The sequence below is a fragment of the Glaciecola sp. SC05 genome, assembly GCF_041380235.1.
Classification (GTDB): Bacteria; Pseudomonadota; Gammaproteobacteria; order Enterobacterales; family Alteromonadaceae; genus Glaciecola.
Genome location: NZ_JBGIYY010000013.1, coordinates 74,907 through 95,141, shown reverse-complemented (window position 1 = coordinate 95,141; position 20,235 = coordinate 74,907). Strand labels below are relative to the sequence as shown.

The following is a 20,235-nucleotide window of genomic DNA, read 5'->3' as shown; positions in this document are numbered from 1 at the left end:
TACTAAATTTAACGGGCTTGTTTTAAAAATAGTATAGCTTGTTTGACACTTATAGGGCGAGAGTGAAAATAACCTTGGAAATATTGACAGCCATAGTCGCTTAAAAGTGTTAGCTGTTCTTGCGTTTCTACTCCCTCAGCAACGATATCTAAGCCCATTTTTAATGCAAACGTAATCAGGCCGCTTACTAAATCACGATCCGCTGAATTGTGCTCGAGTTCAGCAACAAAGGTTTTATCAATTTTGATTTTGTTAACTTTAAAATCTCTCAGGTGAGATAAAGACGAAAACCCCGTGCCAAAGTCATCTAAAGCTACTTCGACACCAATCGCCTGAAATTCAGACAACACCTGAGCAACCAAATGAGATGAACGTCCGATTAAAGCAGTTTCGGTAATTTCTAAAATCACCATTGATGGAGCTAATGCATATTCGATAAGTAAACTGCTCACGCGATTAAAAAATTCTGGTTCTAAAAACTGTGGCGCCGCGATATTGACGGCAATCTTTCCTGGAATGAGCTGCAAATCTAGCATTTTGCGCATAGCGCTAAAAGCTTTCTGCATAACAATCGAACCGATGGGGTTAATCAAACCTAACTCTTCGGCAACTGGAATAAAAATATCAGGCGGAATACTTTGTTCTTTGTCAGAAAGTCTTACTAGTACTTCAAATCCAATATGCTTTCCTGTTTTAATCGAACAGATAGGTTGCAGCACAATATTGAAAAGGTCGTTTTCGATTGCTTCGATCAATAGAGCCTTTAAGTATTTTTGATAATCTACTTTTTGTCTCACCTCAATGTCGAAATATAGCCACTGGTTTCGTCCCGTCTTTTTTGCCTCATTAAGTGCCATATCTGCATTTATAATAAGTGTTTCAAGGTTGTCTCCATCGATTGGATAGCGAGCAACCCCCATTGAGCATGACGTTGTATAAGAGTTATCAAGTAGCCAAAATGTCTTGGAAGCAGTTTTATGTAACTTGTCTAAAAATTTTTGTATTTGAGACTTGTCGATGTTGTCGTTGTTTAAAAATAGCGAAAATTCGTCACCGCCCACTCTTGCAACAACCGCCTTATTATCACAGATTTCTGTGATTCTATTTGCCATTTCTTTGAGCAATAAATCACCATATTCATGTCCTAAACTGTCGTTTAGTTCTTTAAAATGGTCGAGGTCTATTTTTACTAGTAATATTTCTGAGGGTGGTGTTAAGAAGGTATTATTTTTTAGACTCGTCTTTAGCTCTTGGTTAAAACCAAATCGATTATGTAATCCTGTAAGTTGGTCATATGTCGCCGCACGTTCTAATTCGTATTCTACGGCTTTTCTTTCAGTAATATCATAGCGAGTAGAAACGTAACGTAAAATCTCTCCATCGACTCCATTTACAGGTACTATGGTCGTATCGACCCAGTACAAAGCGCCCGATTTTCCGCGATTACATACTTCGCCATGCCAAGTATTTCCTGCGCTAATTTGACGCCACATATCAGTGAAAAACGCCCTATTATGGAATCTAGAGTTAATGATTCGATGGTTTTTACCTATCAATTCGCCGCTTGAATAGCCACTTATTTTACAAAAGTTTTCATTAACGTAAGTAATCACCCCATTCGGATCGGCGACTGAAACTATAGCTTGTTCGTCAAGCGCTCTGCGATACGCCTTTAAATCAATACTTTCTTGAAAATGCGTACGCTCATTAGTAACGTCTTTTTGTAAAGCAACGAAGTATTCAATATCACCATTACTATCAAAAATAGGTGATAAATTGATTTCGGTTAAGTATTGAGATCCTGATTTTGTATAGTTGATTATATCTACTTTGCATGCACTATGATTTTTTATAGATGTGGATATCAATTCTATACTTTCAGGGTTTGATGAGGCACCTTGTAGCAAATAGCCAGGGCGCATTCCTAACATGTCATCTAAGCAATACCCAGTCATCTTGGTGAAAGCATCGTTGACCCACAAAACTAGGCCTTGAGTGTCGGTTAGTACGATTGCTTCACAAACATGCTGCAGTGCAATTTTGGCAAACAGTTCGTTATTGATCATGAATTTTGCCCGTTTATAACATTATTGCTTAAATGTGATAGGTTTAGGAGCTTTTATGTTTTAGCCCCTGTTATGATATAACGGAGTTGGAAAGGATTACATTAGCCTTATTTAGTCAAAAACCGTTTTTGTATATAAATATTTTAAATAATATAAAGAGTTTCTAAAGGATAATGGTATGAAATTATTGATAACATGCTTGTGCTTATTAATGTGTTATTTGAACTTTTCAAAGCTCGCTATTGGCAACGAGACCGACATAGTTGTTGGCAAACATCAATTTTCATTTTCGCAGTGGCCTGGGAGTGCGTTAGAGGTATGGGCGTATAAACCCAGTAACTATCGCGCCGACAGTAAAGTGCTGTTTGTAATGCATGGTGTGCAGCGAGATGCCGATCGCTATCGCGATGAATGGGCAGACTTAGCCGAGCAACATAACTTGCTGTTAATCGTCCCTCAGTTTACGCAAAAAGATTTTCCTCGCTCCACAGGATATAACTTAGGAGCGGTGTTTGTAGACAGTTATTATCAAAAGACTAATCCCCGTGAATTGTGGTCATATTCAGCTATTGAACCGCTTTTTGATTATGTAAAGTCTAAGTACGCAAACACGAGCACGCGCTATAACCTTTATGGCCATTCTGCCGGTTCGCAATTTGTGCATCGCTTTGTGTTTTTTGTGCCAGAGGCCAGAGTCTCAAAAATCGTCACTGCCAATGCGGGGTGGTATACCGCGCCCGATTTTGACATCGAGTTTCCTTATGGACTGAAAAATACGCCGGTTAGCCAAGATGATTTGCTTATGTCATTGCAAAAGCCGGTGGTTGTATTGTTAGGCGATGCCGACAACGACCCAAATCACCGTAGCTTAAGAAAAGCCGCGCCCGCAATGCTGCAAGGCAAACATCGATTTGCTCGTGGTATTTACTTTTTCAAGCAAGCCGCACTAGCGGCAGAAAAGTACGAGGTAAAATTCAATTGGCAGCTAGTGACGGTGCATGGCGTTGGCCATGAGAACGGTCTTATGGCCAAAGCTGCAATTGCTTATTTAGTTGATTAAGTCTTTACTCAATAGTTGAGTTTGGGTGCTCAAATAGAGTACCTGAATTGCAAAAAAAAAAGGAAGCGGTGAGCTTCCTTTTCTTGGTTAATACGCAACACTTTATATTGCTAAGAGGCGCCCACTTTAGGCCCTGCATCAACTAAACTGCGTCCATGTGCAGTATCGGTAAACTTTTCGAAGTTTTCGACAAATAAGCCCGCTAAATTTTCAGCTTTTTCATACCACTGCTCAGCATCAATATAGGTGCCTCTTGGATCCAGTATGCTTTGCTCAATATCACCCAGCTGCGTGGGAATGCTCAAGTTAAATATCGGCAACATTTGTGACTCAGCGGCATCTAAACTGCCATCTAAAATCGCGTCTATAATTGCGCGCGTGGCTTTTATTGAAATACGTTTACCGCTGCCGTTCCAACCAGTATTAACTAAGTACGCTTGGGCATTTGCCGCCTGCATACGCCTTTCTAAGACATTGGCGTATTGGGTGGGGTGCAGGGTTAAAAATGCCGCGCCAAAGCAGCTTGAAAACGCCGGAGTCGGCTCTGTTATCCCGCGCTCGGTTCCAGCAAGCTTCGCCGTAAAGCCCGAGAGTAAATAATATTGCGCTTGTGCAGGGGTCAGTTTGGCAACCGCGGGCAACACACCAAAGGCGTCAGCGGTTAAAAAGATGACTTTGTTAGCATGACCAGCTTTAGAAACGGGTTTTACGATATTATCAATATGATGGATTGGATAAGAAACGCGCGTGTTTTCGGTAATTGAATTATCAAAGTAGTCAATTTTGCCATGTTCATCAACACTCACGTTTTCGAGTAGCGCATCGCGCCGAATGGCTGCGTAAATATCGGGCTCATTCTCTTTACTTAAATTAATCGTTTTTGCGTAACAACCGCCTTCTAAGTTAAATACGCCGTTGTCGTCCCAGCCATGTTCATCATCACCGATGAGCTGTCTTTTAGGATCGGTTGAAAGGGTGGTTTTACCGGTACCCGATAAACCAAAAAAGATGGCAACATCGCCTTTTTTGCCCACATTTGCGCTGCAGTGCATCGAGGCAATACCCTGTAAAGGCAAATAATAGTTCATCATTGCGAACATGCCTTTTTTCATTTCGCCGCCATACCAGGTGCCGCCAATAAGCTGAATGCGCTCGCTCAGATTGAATGCCACAAAGTTTTCGGAGTTAAGGCCTTGGGCGTCCCAGTTTGGGTTAGAGGTTTTAGCACCGTTCATTACTACAAAGTCGGGTGTAAACCCGGGAAGCTCCTCAGCGCTTGGGGTAATAAACATGTTGGTCACAAAGTGCGCCTGCCAGGCTACTTCAGTGATAAAGCGAACCGACATACGAGTGTCTTTATTCGCTCCACAAAACGCGTCAACAACAAATAGGCGTTTATCGCTTAATTGAGTCGTAACCAGTGTTTTTAGTTGATCCCACGTGTCTTGGGTAATGGCTTTGTTGTCGTTTTTACCTTGATCTGACCACCACAAGGTATCTTTCGTCACGCTGTCTTTTACGATGTACTTATCTTTAGGCGAGCGGCCTGTAAATTTGCCGGTTTTCACGCAAACCGCACCCGATTCAGTCACATAGCCTTTTTCAAAACCGCTGAGTTCTGCTTTGGTTGTTTCGTGAAAGAGGATGTCATAGCTGGGGTTGTGTAAAATTTCAGAAGTGGTGCTTATATTGTAATCTTTCAATGAATCGATCAATTTCACCGAGCGCTCGCTAATTTTGTTTGTGGTTTTGCGCGATAGTCTACTGGTTTTCGGCCCTGTCCTCCACCTTTTATCTAGATACTCGCTATAAAAATGACGAATGTATTATTATTTTAAGAAGAAGGCATTTTTTGTCTCTAAAACCTGTAATACTTAATGTTGGCTTTCAATGCTATGATCGCTAATTTGTGATTTTGATGGACTTCTCATCCCCAGTTCGTAAACCCTGTAACCAGCCAAACTGCCGCGGCCATAGATATTCCTACCAGCACTAAAAGAGAGCCTAAGTCTTTGGCTAAGCCTGAAAGCGGATGAATGTCTAAGCCAATCCTATCGACCACTACTTCGATGGCGGTATTTACAATTTCTAGGAGTAAAATCAACACTACCGACAGTATCAACATTAAGCGCTCTAGTGCAGTCTGAGCAATCAGCGTGCTAAGTATTGCCGCAGCAATCAGCAATCCCACTTCTTGTTTGAACGCCGCTTCATTTTTAAATAGCCAATGCAAGGCATTAAGTGAGTTTTTGCCAGCCAAATAAATACGTTTTATACCTGTGTGTTTGTTTGTCGGATTAAACATTAATTTATCGCCTCACTAGCTTGTATATCAGTTTCGGTCTGTTCTCTTGCAGCAAGTCCGTCGGTTGCCCGGCAATTAGCAAAAGTATCCTGTTGCCGCTGATAAACCTTACTGTCCACTGCGGTAATGCCCATCACAATATCAAACACATTGTCGTGAGAAATAAATTCAGTGCTTAGCGCCTTTAAGCAATTCATATCTTCACTTGTCTTAGATTGCGCTTGCCAATACAGCATAGGGATATGGGTTTGTTCAGATGGCGCAAAGGCATAAGGCAGCCCGTGTAAATACATGCCCTTTTCACCCAATGATTCACCATGGTCAGACACGTAAAGCATGGCGGTTTGCGCATTCGCTTTTGTTTCTAGATGTTGCAAAGCGCCAATGATCTGGCTAAGCACAAAATCTGTGTAGGCGATAGTATTGTCGTAGGTATTAATCAGTTGCTCTTCGCTACAGTGCTGAATGTCGCTGCGCGGGCAGTCTGGGGTAAACACGGCTTTATCCTTTGGGTAGCGCTTGAAGTAAGTGGGTCCATGTGAGCCCATCATGTGCAATACAATAAGGGCATGTGGATGCGTAAGGTTATTCAGTTTCTCGTTTAAGGGCTGCAGCAAAGCCTCATCTAAGCAATATTCTGTATCGCACAGTGGATTGCTTGGCGTGGTTTCAATACTGATGGTGTTTACCCGGCTACACACGCCTTTGCAGCCTCCGTTATTATTGTCTATCCAGAGCACATCGGCTCCTGCTAAGCTGATAATATCGAGCAGGTTTTGTTGATAAGACGCTTCACGCTTTTCAAATTCAGCGCGATTCAGCCTAGAGAACATGCAGGGTAACGATACTGCGGTAGCGGTGCCGCATGAGGCCATATCGGTAAACGACAGCACATCGAGTTTGTCGGTATACAAGTTAGTTTGTTTTGCATATCCATTTAACGAAAAGCTTTGTGCTCTGGCGGTTTCGCCAATCACTAAAACCGTAACGACAGGTGCAGTCGTGGTGGTCTCTAAGCTTGGATAGCGGTCGAGCAGTTTAAAGGCTAAAGGCGCGGAGTAGTAGTTGCGATTAATATATTTCAGCGCTGAGTCTACAAATTTGTAAGGCGTTATATAGACCTGAAGCTCTGAGTTGTTTCTGCCTACGGCGGCATAGTTGGCGTAAAAGAAAACCGAGGTGATGCCAATAACTACCGTACTTATCGCTACTAAGCGAGCCCGCGCAATAAGCATATTTACAAAACCTTGTTCTGTTATCTTGATGTTGAAAACCAGCAGCGAAGGCATGACACCAAATAAAAAGATAAAGCCTACCGAGTACAAATTGATATACGAAAACGCTTCTGCGCCGTCGGTTTCAAAGCCATTTTGTACCATAGAATAATCAAACACAGTGCCATAAGTAGTGGTCGCATAAAAGATACATGACGACGCCATTAGCGTGATAATCAGCACCGGTTTAAGGGCTTTCCCGAGGCTTAAAATACTATTGATAAAAACAAATAGAGATGTCAGCAATACAGGTACGGTGAACATAAATAATAGGCTGTGCTCAGGCTCAATAAGCACCGCATTAAATACTCGTTTCAAAAATGGATAGTTAAGCACCACACTTAAATATACACAGGTGATAACAATCAATTGGTTACTTGAAATAGCAAAATTGGATGTATCGGCAGTTTGTGTTTTAACAGAGCTTGTTTTCATGTTGTGTACCACTTTTTAAAGTAGTGGTAGTATAAAAAACTAAGCTTAAGGGAAGCTGAGGGTAGACTGATAGTTTTCAAAGTTGGCTAATTTTCAGTAAAGCTTCAGTCAATCTTAAGGTTTGTGGCATAAGCTAAGATCAAATTTATGCAAGAGCGGTTGTTAAAACCACAAGTGATATGTCACAAATTCAATCAATAAGTGTCGTTATACCCGCTAAAAATGAAGCGGACAACATTCAGCCTTTAGTCAGCGAGATTTTTCTGTATCTTTCTGAGGCGTATGACTTTGAAATTATCTATGTGGATGACGGCAGTACCGACGATACGGCACACAAAGTAATGCAGTTGGTCAATGAGTTCCCTAATAAAATACGTTTATTACAGCATAAAAAATCAGTTGGCCAAAGTACCGCCATATATTCGGGCGTAGCAAATGCAAAAGGTGGAGTGATCATTACTCTAGATGCAGACGGTCAAAACAATCCTAAAGACATTCCGAAACTGCTAAAACGAGCGGCCAGCTTTAAACACGGCAGTGATTATTGCATTACAGGTTTTAGAAAGGCACGTAAAGACACTGCATGGAAACGTCTGCAATCTAGAGTAGCAAATAATGTGCGCGCTGCGCTGTTAAAAGACGATACCCCTGATACCGGTTGCGGCCTTAAAGTGTTTCCACGTGCAACGTTTTTGAAGTTGCCATACTTTGATCATATGCATCGATATTTGCCCGCCCTAATAAAGCGCTTAGGCGGCAGCATTGAGGTTGTGGAAGTAAGCCATCGAGACCGCCAGCACGGCGTGTCAAAGTATGGCATGTGGGGACGGCTGTTTGCTGGTTTAATCGATATGCTAGGGGTAATGTGGCTGCAGCGCCGAACTAAAATACCGCACATTCAGGAGCCTAAAATTGATGGCCAGTAAAGAAAGGTTTGTTTGGTACAAGCACGGTCTTGGCACAGTAGTGCTCTGTGTCCTAATTGCGTTTGTGCTGTCGTATACAGATGTGTTTAGCGCATTTAATGAAGGCTGGATTGATAGAGACGTTCGCGACCAAGGCATCCAGGGCGCAGTGTATTTCGTGGTGGTGGCAACCATGCTAACCGCCTGTGGCGCACCTAGGCAGGTTATGGCGTTTTTAGGCGGATATGCTTTTGGTTTTGTGAGCGGTGCGCTTTTAGCAACCTTGGCCACGGTGCTAGGCTGTATGCTCGCATTTTTTGCCTCCAAACTGTTAATTAGACCGTTTATTCGTAAACGATTTGCTCGCAAAGCCAAGCAAATCGATAGCTTTTTACATTACCATCCTTTTCGTAAAACCATCATTATTCGCCTGCTGCCGGTGGGCAGCAATATCATGACTAACCTTTTGGCTGGCACGACGTCGGTTAAAGCAAGTGCATTTTTTGTTGGCTCAGCATTGGGATATTTGCCGCAAATGGTGATTTTTGCGCTATTAGGAAAGGGCCTGTTTATTGGCTCAGAATGGAAGATTGCCGTTAGCATTTTGCTATTGCTGGTTTCTAGCTTTATGAGCGTGTCGTTATATAAAAAGTATCGTCGAGAGGAAGCATCATTGCCTAATGCCCCCATGGACGATTGTGCTAACACTGATAGTAAGAGTCGTGCATGAGAACCAGCACCGTTACCCCCGCTATTTATAAGCACACTAATAGGATTGCTGAACTTCTATTGTGCTCTTTTGGGCCGCTGTTTATTGTCGCAGGCATGTTAATTTTTACCGGTATGGGATTGCGCGATCCATGGCCGGCCGACGAGCCACGTTTTGCGTTAATTGCCAAAGAGATGGTAGAAACAGGGCAGTGGTTATTTCCTGCAAGAGCGCAAGAGCTATATCCCGACAAACCACCTATTTTTATGTGGACCATTGCAATATTTTATTGGCTTACCGGCTCTATTCGCGTGTCTTTTTTAATGCCTTCGGCTATCTCTGGGCTGCTCACCTTATTCTTAGTATACGATATTGGTAAACGCTTATGGTCCAAGGAAGTTGGATTAGTGGCAGGCTGGTTGTTACTGTTTAGTTTTCAATTTTTATTGCAGGCTAAAACTGCGCAAATTGACGCCACGGTTAGCGCTTGGATGATGATTGGCTGCTATGGTATTTTGCGCTACGCATTAGTCGACGGTAAGTACCGATGGTATGTATTGGCATGGTTTTTCATGGGTATTGGCGTGATCACCAAAGGCGTGGGCTTTTTACCGATGCTGATGCTGATCCCACTAGTGTTTTATCGCTATCAAGCCAAGGCTTCTCAAAGCCCCGTCAGCTATTCTCATTGGACTTGGTGGATGGGGCCCTTAATCATGCTAGGCGCCATTGGGCTTTGGGTAATCCCAATGCTGATTGTGGTGGCGCAGTCTGATAATACCGCCTTTGAAATGTATCGCGATAACATATTGTTTAAACAAACGGTTACCCGCTATGCCGACTCTTGGCACCATTTAAAACCAGCATATTATTATGTGACATCGGTGATTCCGGTTTTTTGGTTACCGCTTAGTTTGGCTATTCCTTTATTAATTAAGCCTTGGCTAAGCGCTTTTAAATCTCTTGATCCACGCATTATTTTGCCGCTGAGTTGGGTGGTGTTAGTGATTATTTTCTTTAGTATTAGCCCGGGTAAACGGGGGGTATACATATTGCCTGCTTTACCTATGCTGGTTTTATCAGTTGCTCCTTACTATCAACAACTCTTTAGCAAAAAGGGCTTAAAGCGGTTTTTATTTGTTTTGGTCGCATGTTTAAGTATGGCTTTGACAGTGTTTGGCATATTAGGATTACTAGATGTGGCAGCCGTAGCAAAACTGGCGGCAAAAATTGAAGTCACCCCTTGGTACTTCTTCTTATGCATAGGAGGACTCAGCACAGCAGGTTTGCTATATGCGTTTATCTACAATAAGTGGCTTGCTTGGCCAATATTTTTTGCAGTGCTGTGGACAACATATAGCACCTATGGCTATGTATTGAGAAATGAGGTGAGCACGCCGCGTGCTATTTACGAAACGGCCAAGCCCTTTCTCAGTGACAGCGCAGAGATCGCATTAGTAGATTACTCTGAGCAGTTTATTTTGCTTTCGCCCTATCCGATGTATCACTTTGGCTATAACACGCCGCTCAAATATCAATTAGAAGCGGCATATCATTGGCAATCGAAGGACAACCAATATTTGATAATTGAAGATAAGCTGATTGATCAGGCGTGTTTTGATATGGAGCAGAGCATCGATTTAGGTTTTGCGCATCGGCGGCATTGGATTTTACTGCCAAGCGCGGCAAAGAAAGCAGACTGCGGATATAAACAGTCTCAACACCCTGTGTATTTTTACCAACATAAATAACTAAAGCATGGAGCAAGCAGGCTAAGGCGTGTTTTTACGCGCGTATATTTTGCATGGCTTGCTCATCTTTAAACCTTATGGTTTTGCGGGTGCCAATCGATACCTGCGTCGGAAGCTCGCTATTGCTGCCAAACCCAACAACAAAAATACATTTAATGAACCACCGCCTCCAGATGATGACGGTGGTGCGCTTGGTGCATTAATCAGGGTGTTTGGAGCCGGATTTAAGTTGGGATTGGTGACAACGGCAGGATCAATTACTACGATATCGGTAATGATCACCAAATTACTTTCGTCCGGTATTACGCCATTTTGTTGATCGGCTGTTGTATAATCTCGTAATGGTATTTCCGGAAAAGAAGGTTGATCATTGCTAAAGCTAAAACTAAATATGCTCAATGCTGCTATTGCATCTACAACATCCATACCATCTCCTAGCACTTGACCGAACACAGTAAAACCACCATTTTGTAAATCTAAGTTGCTTGAATTATTACCCAAGTTCACAAAAAATTGTGACGTTGCACTATTAGGATTATTTGCTTGTTTAGCCATTGCCAAAGTGCCGCGCAGGTTGGATAAAACTGGTTCATTTCTCACTGGACTTAGAACATTAATGAGTTCAGGTGGGAATGCATTGTTATATTGAAAGCCACCCATCTGAATCACAAAATTTGATGAACTGCGGTGCACAGTGTTGTTTGCATAGGCCCTAGAATTAACATACTCCAAAAAGTTAGCGACAGTTTGCGGTGTTGCTTCGTCAAATAAATTTACCTGAAAATCACCCATTATTGTGCGTACTTCAACCACGGTTGCTTGGCTAGATGCTGAAAAGATGCTGGCCAATGAAAGCAATAAAGCTACGGTATATGTTTTAGTGTTCAAGCTTTTGTTCCTAAGCTAAAAATGTCATTGCCTGAAAGGATATAGCAGTACCAAATTGATTACTAGAGCTGTTGGGTTTTACGCCTTGTTTTTAACATGGTTTACACGCTTATTTATGAAGCTTGTTTAGTTGGTTATACGGTTAAAAAAAGCAATAAAGCAAAGTTGCTAAAAATATGTTAATTTAATGTTGCTAAAATAAAAAATATAGATTGTATCTTACACTCAGCTTACTGCTAAAGAGGCAATTACTATGAAAATCACTGCGTTATTTTTAACATTTCTTTTGTTTGCTTGTTCACCCCCACCCAAAACAGATGACACATCATTGCTCGTCGAACCATCTGAATCGACTGCTGTAGAAGAACAGATATCGTCTGTGGACGCATGTAGTTTGGTCTTAGGTTTTGATGCTTGGGAGCCCTATCAATATGTCGATGTTGGCGGCGTAATCACCGGATTAGATATTGAACTTATTTCAGGAGTTGCAGAGCAAATTGGCTGCGAAGTTTCCTATCAACAGGGCACATGGGTTGATTTACTTGCGGCTCTGCAATCGGGTGAAGTTGATATGCTATTAGGCGCCTCAAAAACCCCCGCTCGGCAGGAATTCGCCTATTTTAGTGACTCTTACCGAACGGAAGAGTTTTCTTTGTATATCCGCAAAGATGATGAAGTGCATGCTAATTATGCATCGCTCATGGAATTTGTGAACAACGGCAGTAAGATCGGCATCGTTGCAGATTACGTGTATGGCGAAGAGGTGGCTCAACTGCTAGATGATCCTGAACATTCTCAGCTGTTTGTGAATGCGATTATGGGGGAAATGAACGTTGCCAGATTGCTTGACGAAGATGTTGATGTATTTTTAGAAGACAGCTTTGTGGGTGCCACCATGCTTAGGCGCAAAGCGCTGTCGGAGTTTATTATGGAGCACGACCTGAAAATACAGACGGGTAATGCCTACGTAATGTTCAGTAAACAAGCAATGACCGAAGCGCAGCTTGCGACGTTTAACGCAGAGTTAAAAAGAATTAAGCAAAGCCCAGTTTATACTGAATTATTGAGTAAATATTCCTACTAAATTACGTTAAGTAAAAATAGAGCTCAATTGCACTGAGTTTTATCAAAAGGCTATTTGGTTTTGCACTCTTTTGAATCTGTCAGCAAATTATCTTTGTGGAGCTATTAGCCCTTTGATAATTTGCGCCATAAAAGCACTTAAAACGCACAAATTTATACTTATGTCCTATGCCTTTAGTATAGGTATTTGCCTTTTTTCATCTATTTCCGCGCTTATCCTAAATATATCTCAACCAATGTCTACTTTGACCGATATACAGCATACAAATTCTTATTTATTAGCAGGGCACTGCAATTCGCCCTTCTACATTTTATAGTATGAACCTATTTAGGAAGCAAAATGACTATCAAACACAAGCTAATCGTTTCATTAGCGCTATTGACTATCATTATTTCAATCATGGGCGCAAGCTCGCTTATGGGGCTTTCTAAGCTTAACAAACAAAACAACATATATAATTCAATATCCTCTGCCGATACCAGCCTTTATAAGGCCAGATTGGCGCAAGCAGATTATCTGTTGCTAAACCAGAATGAGCTCAAGACTCAAGTAAAAGAAGAGCTAGAAAATGCTATTACCTCATTGGAGCTCGCGAAATCTTTTATGCAAATCGAAAAAAATATTGCGGAGGTTGATCGTATCATAGATTTGAAAGGTGACTATCTATCCGCATTTGAATTGGTTGTGAATAGTAAAACAAGCAATTTAGCAACAACTCCCGATCAAATTGCACCTCTGCTGCTTGCTGCAAACAATGCATCTACGACCATTAAAGTCTTGTTAGAGGCTGAACGAGAAGTGGCTGAAAATGTACGCAGCAGTATTTCTGTTTACATCATGGTTGCGGTGATCGTGGCTGTTTTGTTGAGTATCGGTTTAGGATTTTGGCTAACTAACAGCATTATTCGAGGTCTAGAGATATGCATGACTGCAGCGCGACTTATCGCCACCGGTGATTTTTCAAGCCAAACTACAACATATCAAAAAGATGAATTTGGCGAGCTCCTTTCCACAATGAATGCTTCTACTTCACGTATCCGAGATGTATTGAGTAAGATTAACGTGGTGCTCGATAAGGTATCAAATAGTAATAGCGAAGTAGATCACGCAGTCGCTGATTCGACCTCATCAATGGCAAATCAAAAATCAGAAACCGAATCCCTTGCGTCTGCGATTGCTGAGCTGTCTGCTGCAAACCAACAAATTGCCAACAATGCGGTAATTGCTGCACAGACCAGTGAAAGTGCGGGAGAAGCTGCAATCACCGGTGACTTGATTGTTAAAGACGCGAGCTCAGCAATGACCTCGCTCTCTGCAGAGTTAGGACAAGCTTCTGTGGTTGTAGATAAACTCAATGAAGATTCTGACAACATTGCCAATATACTTGATGTAATTAGGAGCATTGCCGATCAAACTAACTTGCTCGCGCTCAACGCAGCCATTGAGGCCGCAAGAGCAGGTGAGCAGGGTCGAGGATTTGCGGTAGTGGCAGATGAAGTTAGAACATTGGCAGCGCGCACGCAAAATAGTATTACGCAAATTACCTCGATTATTGAACAAATCCAAAAAGGCGCGCGTGATGTTGTATCAGTAATGGCTACATCTAACACTAAAAGTGCATCGGTTATGCAACTGACCGAAGAGGCCTCTCAGGCATATGCTAATATAACGACAGCGATTAATCAGCTAGCCAATATAAATCAAGAAGTAGCATTAGGCGCACAAGAACAAACAAAAGTTACGCACGACACCAGCAAAAATGTTGAACATATTTTTAGACTTGCAGACACTAATGCTCAAAATCTAGCGAACATAGCAAAGCAGACGCATCATCAAACTGAAGACACTAACTCATTAAAAGATTTAATTGGTTTCTTCAAAATTTAAGTAACCAATCAGAAATGCCTATGCAGCTTGTAAAAGAGCTGCATTTTTTTGTCTGTTTATCAGCGCAACATAAAATTAATGCTCTTCAAATAGAGCATGCCAATTTTCAAGCAGATAACTTTGCTAGCCACTAGCCATTAATATAACCGTGAACGATAGCCTTGAATCGCCAAAGCTAACTGTCTATGCTTGAATGCTATTAATTTAAAAATGTGACTGATTAACATGACTCAAGCCTTTTATAAAAAACTCAATAACGTCGGTTTTTGTGGACTTTTATTGATAAGTTTTGCCCTCGCGCCTTCATTCGTCAGTGCCGAAGATACATCTGATCAAACCGAAACCAGTAAATTACATTTGTTCGAAGCACAGGACATTTTTGAACTAGAAGTGGCCACTGATCCTCAAGTTTCGCCAGACGGAAAAACCATTGTATACGTTCGTCGCTCCAACGATATTATGGCTGACAGCACTCGCTCCAGTATTTGGTCAGCGGATGCTAAAGGCTCAGATCATCGTCCACTGGTGTCTTCTAGCAAAAATGCGTATTCACCTAGATGGTCACCAAACGGTGAACGTTTAGCTTACTTGTCGAACAAGGATGGCAAAACCCAGCTTTATGTACGCTGGTTAGATACCGGACAAACCGCCCTGATTACTAATATTGCTTCGTCACCCTCCTCGGTGACTTGGGCGCCAGACGGAAAGCACATAGCCTTTACTATGAGTGTTAAATCAGACGAGAAACCCTTCACTGTAAAAATGCCCGCAAAGCCAGAGGGAGCGAATTGGTCGCCTGCTTTTCAGTATATTACTAAAGCTCGGTATCAAGCAGACGGGCGCGGTGTGCTAGATCCTGCTTACACTCAAATATTTATTGTTCCCTCCGATGGTGGCACGGCCCGTCAGTTAAGTTCAGGGCCTTATCATCACAGCGGCGCACTTTCTTGGGCTGGCGACAGCCGTAAAATTTATTTCTCAGCGAATAGAAGCGAAAACTGGGAATATGAACCAATGGAGTCTGATATTTTTTCGGTCGACCTAGACGGGCAGATCATGCAAGTTACTGATGCCCCAGGTATTGAAAGTTCTCCGCTTGTGTCGCCTAACGGCAAACTTATCGCTTATTCAAAAAGAGACGACAAAAAGCTCGCTTATCGCAATCGCTATTTGCATGTCATGAATGTGGATGGGTCTCAAGATAAGAATTTATCAGAGTCAGTGGATAATTCATTGGCTAATTTTCAGTGGAAAGGTAATGCTGGATTGTATTATCAGCAGATGGTAAGAGGTGTCACCCAAATAGATTATGTTTCACTGTCGGGCAAACATCAATCGATTACTAAAGGTTTAGGCGGCGAATCTATTGGGCGTCCATACACCAGCGGCGACTTTAGTTATGCCAACGATACCTTTGCTTTTACCAAAGGTCGCCACGACCGGCCCGCCGATATTTTCGTGCGCCAAGGCAGCAAAGAGCGTCAACTCACGCAGTTAAACGAAGACGTATTTGGGCACAAAACTTTGGGCGAAATTAAAGAGTTTGTTTACGCCTCTTCTATTGATCAGGAGCCAATACACGGTTGGTACATTCTGCCGCCAGGCTATGATGAAACCAAGCAATACCCACTAATTATTGAGATACACGGCGGCCCACACTTAGCGTATGGCCCACACTTTTCTGCTGAGCTACAGCGCATGGCAGCCGAGGGCTATATAGTGTTCTATAACAACCACCGGGGCAGCACTGGATACGGGGAGCGTTTTGCACTGCTGTTGCAAAACAAGTATTCATCAAAATATGATTTTGCAGATCATATGTCGGGTATCGACGCACTCATCGAAAAAGGTCTTGTGGATCCTGAGCAACTGTTCATCACTGGCGGTTCAGCCGGCGGCATTGCAACCGCATATGCTATTGGTCTTACCAATAGGTTTAAAGCCGCTGTGGTCGCAAAACCAGTGATCAATTGGTTGTCTAAAGTGCTGACGGCTGACAGCGGTATGTATCAAATTCCCTTTCAATTTCCGGGAATGCCGTGGGATCATGTCGAACATTATTGGGAGCGCTCGCCGCTGTCCTTGGTGGGCAATGTTACAACACCCACGCTCTTGATAACGGGCACCGAAGATAAGCGCACGCCTATGTCTGAAACTGAGCAGTACTACCAAGCGCTTAAACTATTGAAAGTCGACACCGTGCTGGTAAAAGTGCCTGGGGCTTCTCATGGGATTGCCTCTAAGCCTTCGCGTTTGGTGGGTAAAATAGAAAACATTATTGCTTGGTTTGATAAGTATCGAAGCCCTGAATAATCGGATGTAGGTCCTGCAAATAGGCTATGCAAGCCGAGTGCAAACATGCCTCATGTCAGAATGCATTGTCTAGTGCTTAAATACTCTAACGATTTAAGAGCCAGCTACCCTTAGCTGGCTTTTTGTTAGGCATTTACACTTTTTGTGATTGAGCCGAAGAATCTGCAGCGGTTTTTCCACGCCACCATACGGCTAAACTGGAGCCAGTAATATTCATTGTGGGCCCAAATACTGCTGGCGCCAAGCCCATTGTAGCAACCTTGCCCATTTCAACGGCAATACCTGATGCTAGTCCCGAATTTTGCATGCCGACTTCAAAGGCGATTGTGCGTGACGATGGCTCATCCATGCCCATGAACTTGGCGCTGGCGTATCCAAGTACATAGCCACTGAGGTTGTGAATCAGCACAAGTACAATCAGTAATAATCCTATGCTGAGCAAACTGTCTCTGCCTGCGGCGGTAATAATGGTAATAATCAAAGCAATGCCAAACATCGAAACCTTTGGCATTAGGCGGTCGATGTATGGAAACTTGCCATGTAAAAAGCGATTGAATAGCAGGCCCGCAATAATCGGTAAAATAACGATTTTAGTGATACTTAAAAACATCGCAGTAGCGTCAATAGGAATAAATTCATTTGCTAGAAACGACATGTAAAAAGGCGTAATAAAAGGCGCCATTAAGGTAGAAACTGCGGTAAGTGTCAGCGACAATGCAAGGTTTGCACCGGCAATATATGCCATGACATTTGAAGCTAAACCGCTGGGAGAGCAACCTACTAAAATAATGCCCGCTGCAATCTCTGGTGGCAAACCTGATACAAGCGCCAGTCCAAAACCAATAATAGGCATGATACTAAATTGCAGTACTAAGCCGATGATGACTCCCTTTGGCATCTTTGCAACGGCAACAAAATCTTTGGCGCTCATTGAGGTTCCCATGCCAAACATGATCAGCATGAGCAAGGGCACAATAAGTGATTTAGACTCAAAAGAGCCAAACCCTAAAAATAAGCCAGGGTAAAACAACGCTGCGCTCACTGCCGCTAAAATAATAACGGTGTAAGCAAATCCACTTAGGAGTTTGCTGGTTTTAAAATATAGCGCAACACACATAAAGAAACCGATAACAAATGGCCCTGCATTATCGACAGGGTAAAAACCGATTGTGATGATACTGGCGATAAGTAATACAACTGCTACTGCCCCCGCGAGGCGATGAATAAAATCCATTTACTGGCGCTCTTTTTTATGTTGTTTCATATTATCTACAAACAAGACTCAATGTCGAGTACTCGCTAAATAGCTCGAATTAATTGCTCTACAAATTGAGGCATAAGCTCACTAGCCGGTCCATAGCGATGTCATTTACACTCTGATTTTCCAATAGTCTATTGCTGTATCTAACGGTTGAAATACCCGATTCGTAAGAAATACCGGCGCCGCTTAGCACCACGACGTTAAAAAAAGGATTTTGCTGCAGATGCTGCAAAAGTTGTGGGTTCATTATTTATGTCTACAGTGAGTATCAATTCATTATTTGACCACTATAAAAAAACAAATTAGTTATAAATTAGTTTATTAAGTGTTTGAATAATATAAATAAAATATAATAATCAAAATAATAAGTGAAATAAATCGAAAATAAATGGAATTATTCTTAATAAAGTGGGGTCTATTAAATCGTGATACTTAGCATTGTTTAAAAGTAGTTAAGCATGCAGTTTGCTTCAACCAAATTAAAGTGTGTTTTGTGTGTCCTTCCCTAGAGTGTAATTTTTAGGCCTCAAATTTTGAGGCCTTTTTTTTAACTGAATTTTCAATTCTCGTCACTGTGCATTGCATCTATTCTTGGGGGTTGTTACTTTACTAATCCGCGCCTTTTTCAATATGAAAAGCGCTATCTTTTAGGAACACCAGACTTATTATGGCAAAACCTGTAAACACTTTATTTAAAGACTTGCCTGCAATCAGCATTCCTTTGTTTGTGTGTGGACTAGTGCTTGTCTTGCTCTGCCATAATCAGTTTATGTTGCTTATTGAAGGTAACAATCAGGCCTTCTTATTGGGCCTGATGATTTTTGGACCCGGCTGTTTATTTGTGGTGTCTTTTATTACGACCTTCTTCCCCGCTTTATGCCGCAGTCACTTGTTAGCCTATATTGCCTTAATTACCGGAGTAGAAATTGGTATAGCTTTGTACCTTGGATATTCAGCCACTCAGTGGTATGCAATACCTGACTTACCGCATATTGAGCCCACAGTGGTTAGCTTAACGCTGATTGTGGGCTGCTTGCAGTGGTCAAAGCGTAAGTGGGAAATGAGAGTAAGAGCATTATTAGAGAGTAAAACGGAAAACGAAAGCGCCATCGAGAGTGAAGATACAACAGGCAATCAAGGCAAATAGTTTAACAAGCGATAGGTTCTGAGTATTACTTTTATTCAATCAAGAAGCGCATAGTTGAAGGTTAAACCAGTGCCGGCAGAATAAAACGCCGGCACTGAATGACCAAAGGGTAGTTCTTTAAAATACGCGTACTTAAAAATAACCCTCGCGCTTTTTCTTCTCCATCGAGCCAGTCTGGTCTTTGTCTAGTAAGCGGCCTTCGCGCTCACTTGTTTTGCTTAACATCATCTCGGTTACAATGGCTTCACGGGTGGTTGCTTTGCTCAATACCGCGCCGGTTTGCGGGTAACAACCGAGTGTTCTAAAACGTATCCAGCGTTTCTGTAAGCTTTCTTTTTCTTTCTTGCTTAGGTAGGGCAGCATGCGTTCATCATCTAAGCCAAGTAACTGGCCACTGTCTTCATCTACCCAGCTCATGCGTTCGTCAGCAAAGTAAAGCGGCACAATATCTATTTGCTCTTGCAAAATATAGAGCCAAATGTCTAGTTCAGTCCAGTTAGATAGGGGGAATACGCGAACCGATTCGCCTTTGTTTATTTGCGTGTTGTATAGCGACCAAAGCTCTGGACGCTGTTGCTTAGGGTCCCACTGGTGGTCGGCATTACGAACGGAAAATACACGTTCTTTCGCACGTGATTTTTCTTCATCTCGGCGAGCCCCGCCTAAAGCCGCATCAAACTTATGAATATCTAAGGCTTGCTTAAGGGCAATGGTCTTCATGTTGTCATTGTATTTTACTGAGCCTGATTCGATCGGGTGAATACCTAAGTCGAGAGCCTCTTGGTTGATGTGTACAATGATATCAAGGTCGAGTTTGTCTCTTAGTTTATCTCTAAACGCGCCCATTTCATGAAATTCCCATGTAGTGTCCACATGCAATAATGTAAATGGGACTTTATCGGGATAAAAGGCCTTGCGCGCCAAATGCAGCATAACAGTTGAGTCTTTACCAATTGAATAGAACATGCAGGGTTTATCGAAACTTGCGGCGACTTCGCGCATGATATGGATTGCTTCTGCTTCTAACAATTTAAGATGATTAAAATGTGCCATCTGATTCCTATGCTGATTTAAGTGAGCTAACTGCGACAAAAATAAAGCATATGAGGCATAAGCGCAAATAAGCTCGAGCAAAAAACATCACTTTTCC

At 42.3% G+C, this 20,235-nt stretch carries 16 protein-coding genes; 8 read left to right on the top strand and 8 right to left on the bottom strand.

Annotation, left to right across the window (positions count from 1 at the left end; genetic code table 11):
* Nucleotides 1-8 precede the first annotated feature (8 nt).
* Nucleotides 9-2,066, bottom strand: coding sequence for an EAL domain-containing protein (locus AB9H30_RS12950; protein WP_371195112.1), 2,058 nt, complete (start codon nt 2,064-2,066; stop codon nt 9-11).
* A gap of 178 nt (nt 2,067-2,244) precedes the next feature.
* Between AB9H30_RS12950 and AB9H30_RS12945 the strand changes: the two genes are divergently transcribed.
* Nucleotides 2,245-3,126: a hypothetical protein gene (locus tag AB9H30_RS12945; protein ID WP_371195111.1), complete on the top strand. Its 882-nt coding sequence runs from the start codon at nt 2,245-2,247 to the stop codon at nt 3,124-3,126.
* 110 nt (nt 3,127-3,236) lie between these two features.
* Here the strand turns inward: AB9H30_RS12945 and pckA are convergent, their stop codons facing one another.
* The 3 genes from pckA to AB9H30_RS12930 form a co-directional block, all read right to left on the bottom strand.
* Entirely contained in the window at nt 3,237-4,847 is a 1,611-nt protein-coding gene (gene pckA / locus AB9H30_RS12940) for a phosphoenolpyruvate carboxykinase (ATP) (protein ID WP_371195110.1), read from the bottom strand.
* Between the two features lie 206 nt (nt 4,848-5,053).
* Nucleotides 5,054-5,431: a diacylglycerol kinase gene (locus AB9H30_RS12935; protein WP_371195109.1), complete on the bottom strand. Its 378-nt coding sequence runs from the start codon at nt 5,429-5,431 to the stop codon at nt 5,054-5,056.
* Nucleotides 5,431-7,140 carry a phosphoethanolamine transferase gene (locus AB9H30_RS12930; RefSeq protein ID WP_371195108.1) on the bottom strand — a complete coding sequence of 570 codons (1,710 nt, stop codon included), beginning with the start codon at nt 7,138-7,140 and terminating at the stop codon, nt 5,431-5,433. The genes AB9H30_RS12935 and AB9H30_RS12930 overlap by 1 nt, the downstream gene beginning before the upstream one ends.
* 179 nt (nt 7,141-7,319) lie before the next feature.
* Between AB9H30_RS12930 and AB9H30_RS12925 the strand changes: the two genes are divergently transcribed.
* The 3 genes from AB9H30_RS12925 to AB9H30_RS12915 are packed head-to-tail and all read left to right on the top strand — an operon-like array spanning nt 7,320 to nt 10,505.
* Nucleotides 7,320-8,066, top strand: coding sequence for a glycosyltransferase family 2 protein (locus AB9H30_RS12925; RefSeq protein ID WP_371195107.1), 747 nt, complete (start codon nt 7,320-7,322; stop codon nt 8,064-8,066).
* Complete coding sequence (locus AB9H30_RS12920) at nt 8,056-8,775, top strand: TVP38/TMEM64 family protein (protein WP_371195106.1); 720 nt, start codon at nt 8,056-8,058, stop codon at nt 8,773-8,775. The genes AB9H30_RS12925 and AB9H30_RS12920 overlap by 11 nt, the downstream gene beginning before the upstream one ends.
* The gene (locus AB9H30_RS12915; protein ID WP_371195105.1) at nt 8,772-10,505 is read left to right on the top strand and encodes an ArnT family glycosyltransferase; all 1,734 of its coding nucleotides are present in this window, start codon (nt 8,772-8,774) and stop codon (nt 10,503-10,505) included. The genes AB9H30_RS12920 and AB9H30_RS12915 overlap by 4 nt, the downstream gene beginning before the upstream one ends.
* A 75-nt stretch (nt 10,506-10,580) precedes the next feature.
* Here AB9H30_RS12915 and AB9H30_RS12910 read toward each other — a convergent pair whose 3' ends face one another.
* Nucleotides 10,581-11,393, bottom strand: coding sequence for a peptidylprolyl isomerase (locus AB9H30_RS12910; protein WP_371195104.1), 813 nt, complete (start codon nt 11,391-11,393; stop codon nt 10,581-10,583).
* Nucleotides 11,394-11,646: 253 nt separating this feature from the next.
* Here AB9H30_RS12910 and AB9H30_RS12905 point away from each other — a divergent pair, with 253 nt between their 5' ends.
* The 3 genes from AB9H30_RS12905 to AB9H30_RS12895 all read left to right on the top strand — a co-directional run bounded on the left by AB9H30_RS12905 (nt 11,647) and on the right by AB9H30_RS12895 (nt 16,677).
* A complete protein-coding gene (locus AB9H30_RS12905; RefSeq protein ID WP_371195103.1) occupies nt 11,647-12,477 on the top strand; it encodes a substrate-binding periplasmic protein in 831 nt (276 codons plus the stop codon).
* A gap of 339 nt (nt 12,478-12,816) precedes the next feature.
* On the top strand, nt 12,817-14,364 hold the full coding sequence (locus tag AB9H30_RS12900; RefSeq protein ID WP_371195102.1) for a methyl-accepting chemotaxis protein: 1,548 nt from the start codon (nt 12,817-12,819) through the stop codon (nt 14,362-14,364).
* 225 nt (nt 14,365-14,589) lie between these two features.
* Nucleotides 14,590-16,677 carry a prolyl oligopeptidase family serine peptidase gene (locus tag AB9H30_RS12895; protein WP_371195101.1) on the top strand — a complete coding sequence of 696 codons (2,088 nt, stop codon included), beginning with the start codon at nt 14,590-14,592 and terminating at the stop codon, nt 16,675-16,677.
* A 133-nt stretch (nt 16,678-16,810) separates the two neighbouring features.
* On the opposite strand, the gene AB9H30_RS12890 is transcribed toward AB9H30_RS12895, so the two are convergent.
* Both AB9H30_RS12890 and AB9H30_RS12885 read right to left on the bottom strand, forming a co-directional pair.
* The gene (locus AB9H30_RS12890) at nt 16,811-17,911 is read right to left on the bottom strand and encodes a bile acid:sodium symporter family protein (RefSeq protein ID WP_371195100.1); all 1,101 of its coding nucleotides are present in this window, start codon (nt 17,909-17,911) and stop codon (nt 16,811-16,813) included.
* Nucleotides 17,912-17,999: 88 nt separating this feature from the next.
* The gene (locus tag AB9H30_RS12885) at nt 18,000-18,185 is read right to left on the bottom strand and encodes a hypothetical protein (RefSeq protein WP_371195099.1); all 186 of its coding nucleotides are present in this window, start codon (nt 18,183-18,185) and stop codon (nt 18,000-18,002) included.
* A gap of 420 nt (nt 18,186-18,605) precedes the next feature.
* Between AB9H30_RS12885 and AB9H30_RS12880 the strand changes: the two genes are divergently transcribed.
* Nucleotides 18,606-19,085: a hypothetical protein gene (locus AB9H30_RS12880; RefSeq protein ID WP_371195098.1), complete on the top strand. Its 480-nt coding sequence runs from the start codon at nt 18,606-18,608 to the stop codon at nt 19,083-19,085.
* Nucleotides 19,086-19,217: 132 nt separating this feature from the next.
* Here the strand turns inward: AB9H30_RS12880 and cysD are convergent, their stop codons facing one another.
* Nucleotides 19,218-20,177 carry a sulfate adenylyltransferase subunit CysD gene (gene cysD / locus AB9H30_RS12875; protein ID WP_371195158.1) on the bottom strand — a complete coding sequence of 320 codons (960 nt, stop codon included), beginning with the start codon at nt 20,175-20,177 and terminating at the stop codon, nt 19,218-19,220.
* Between the last annotated feature and the right edge of the window lie 58 nt (nt 20,178-20,235).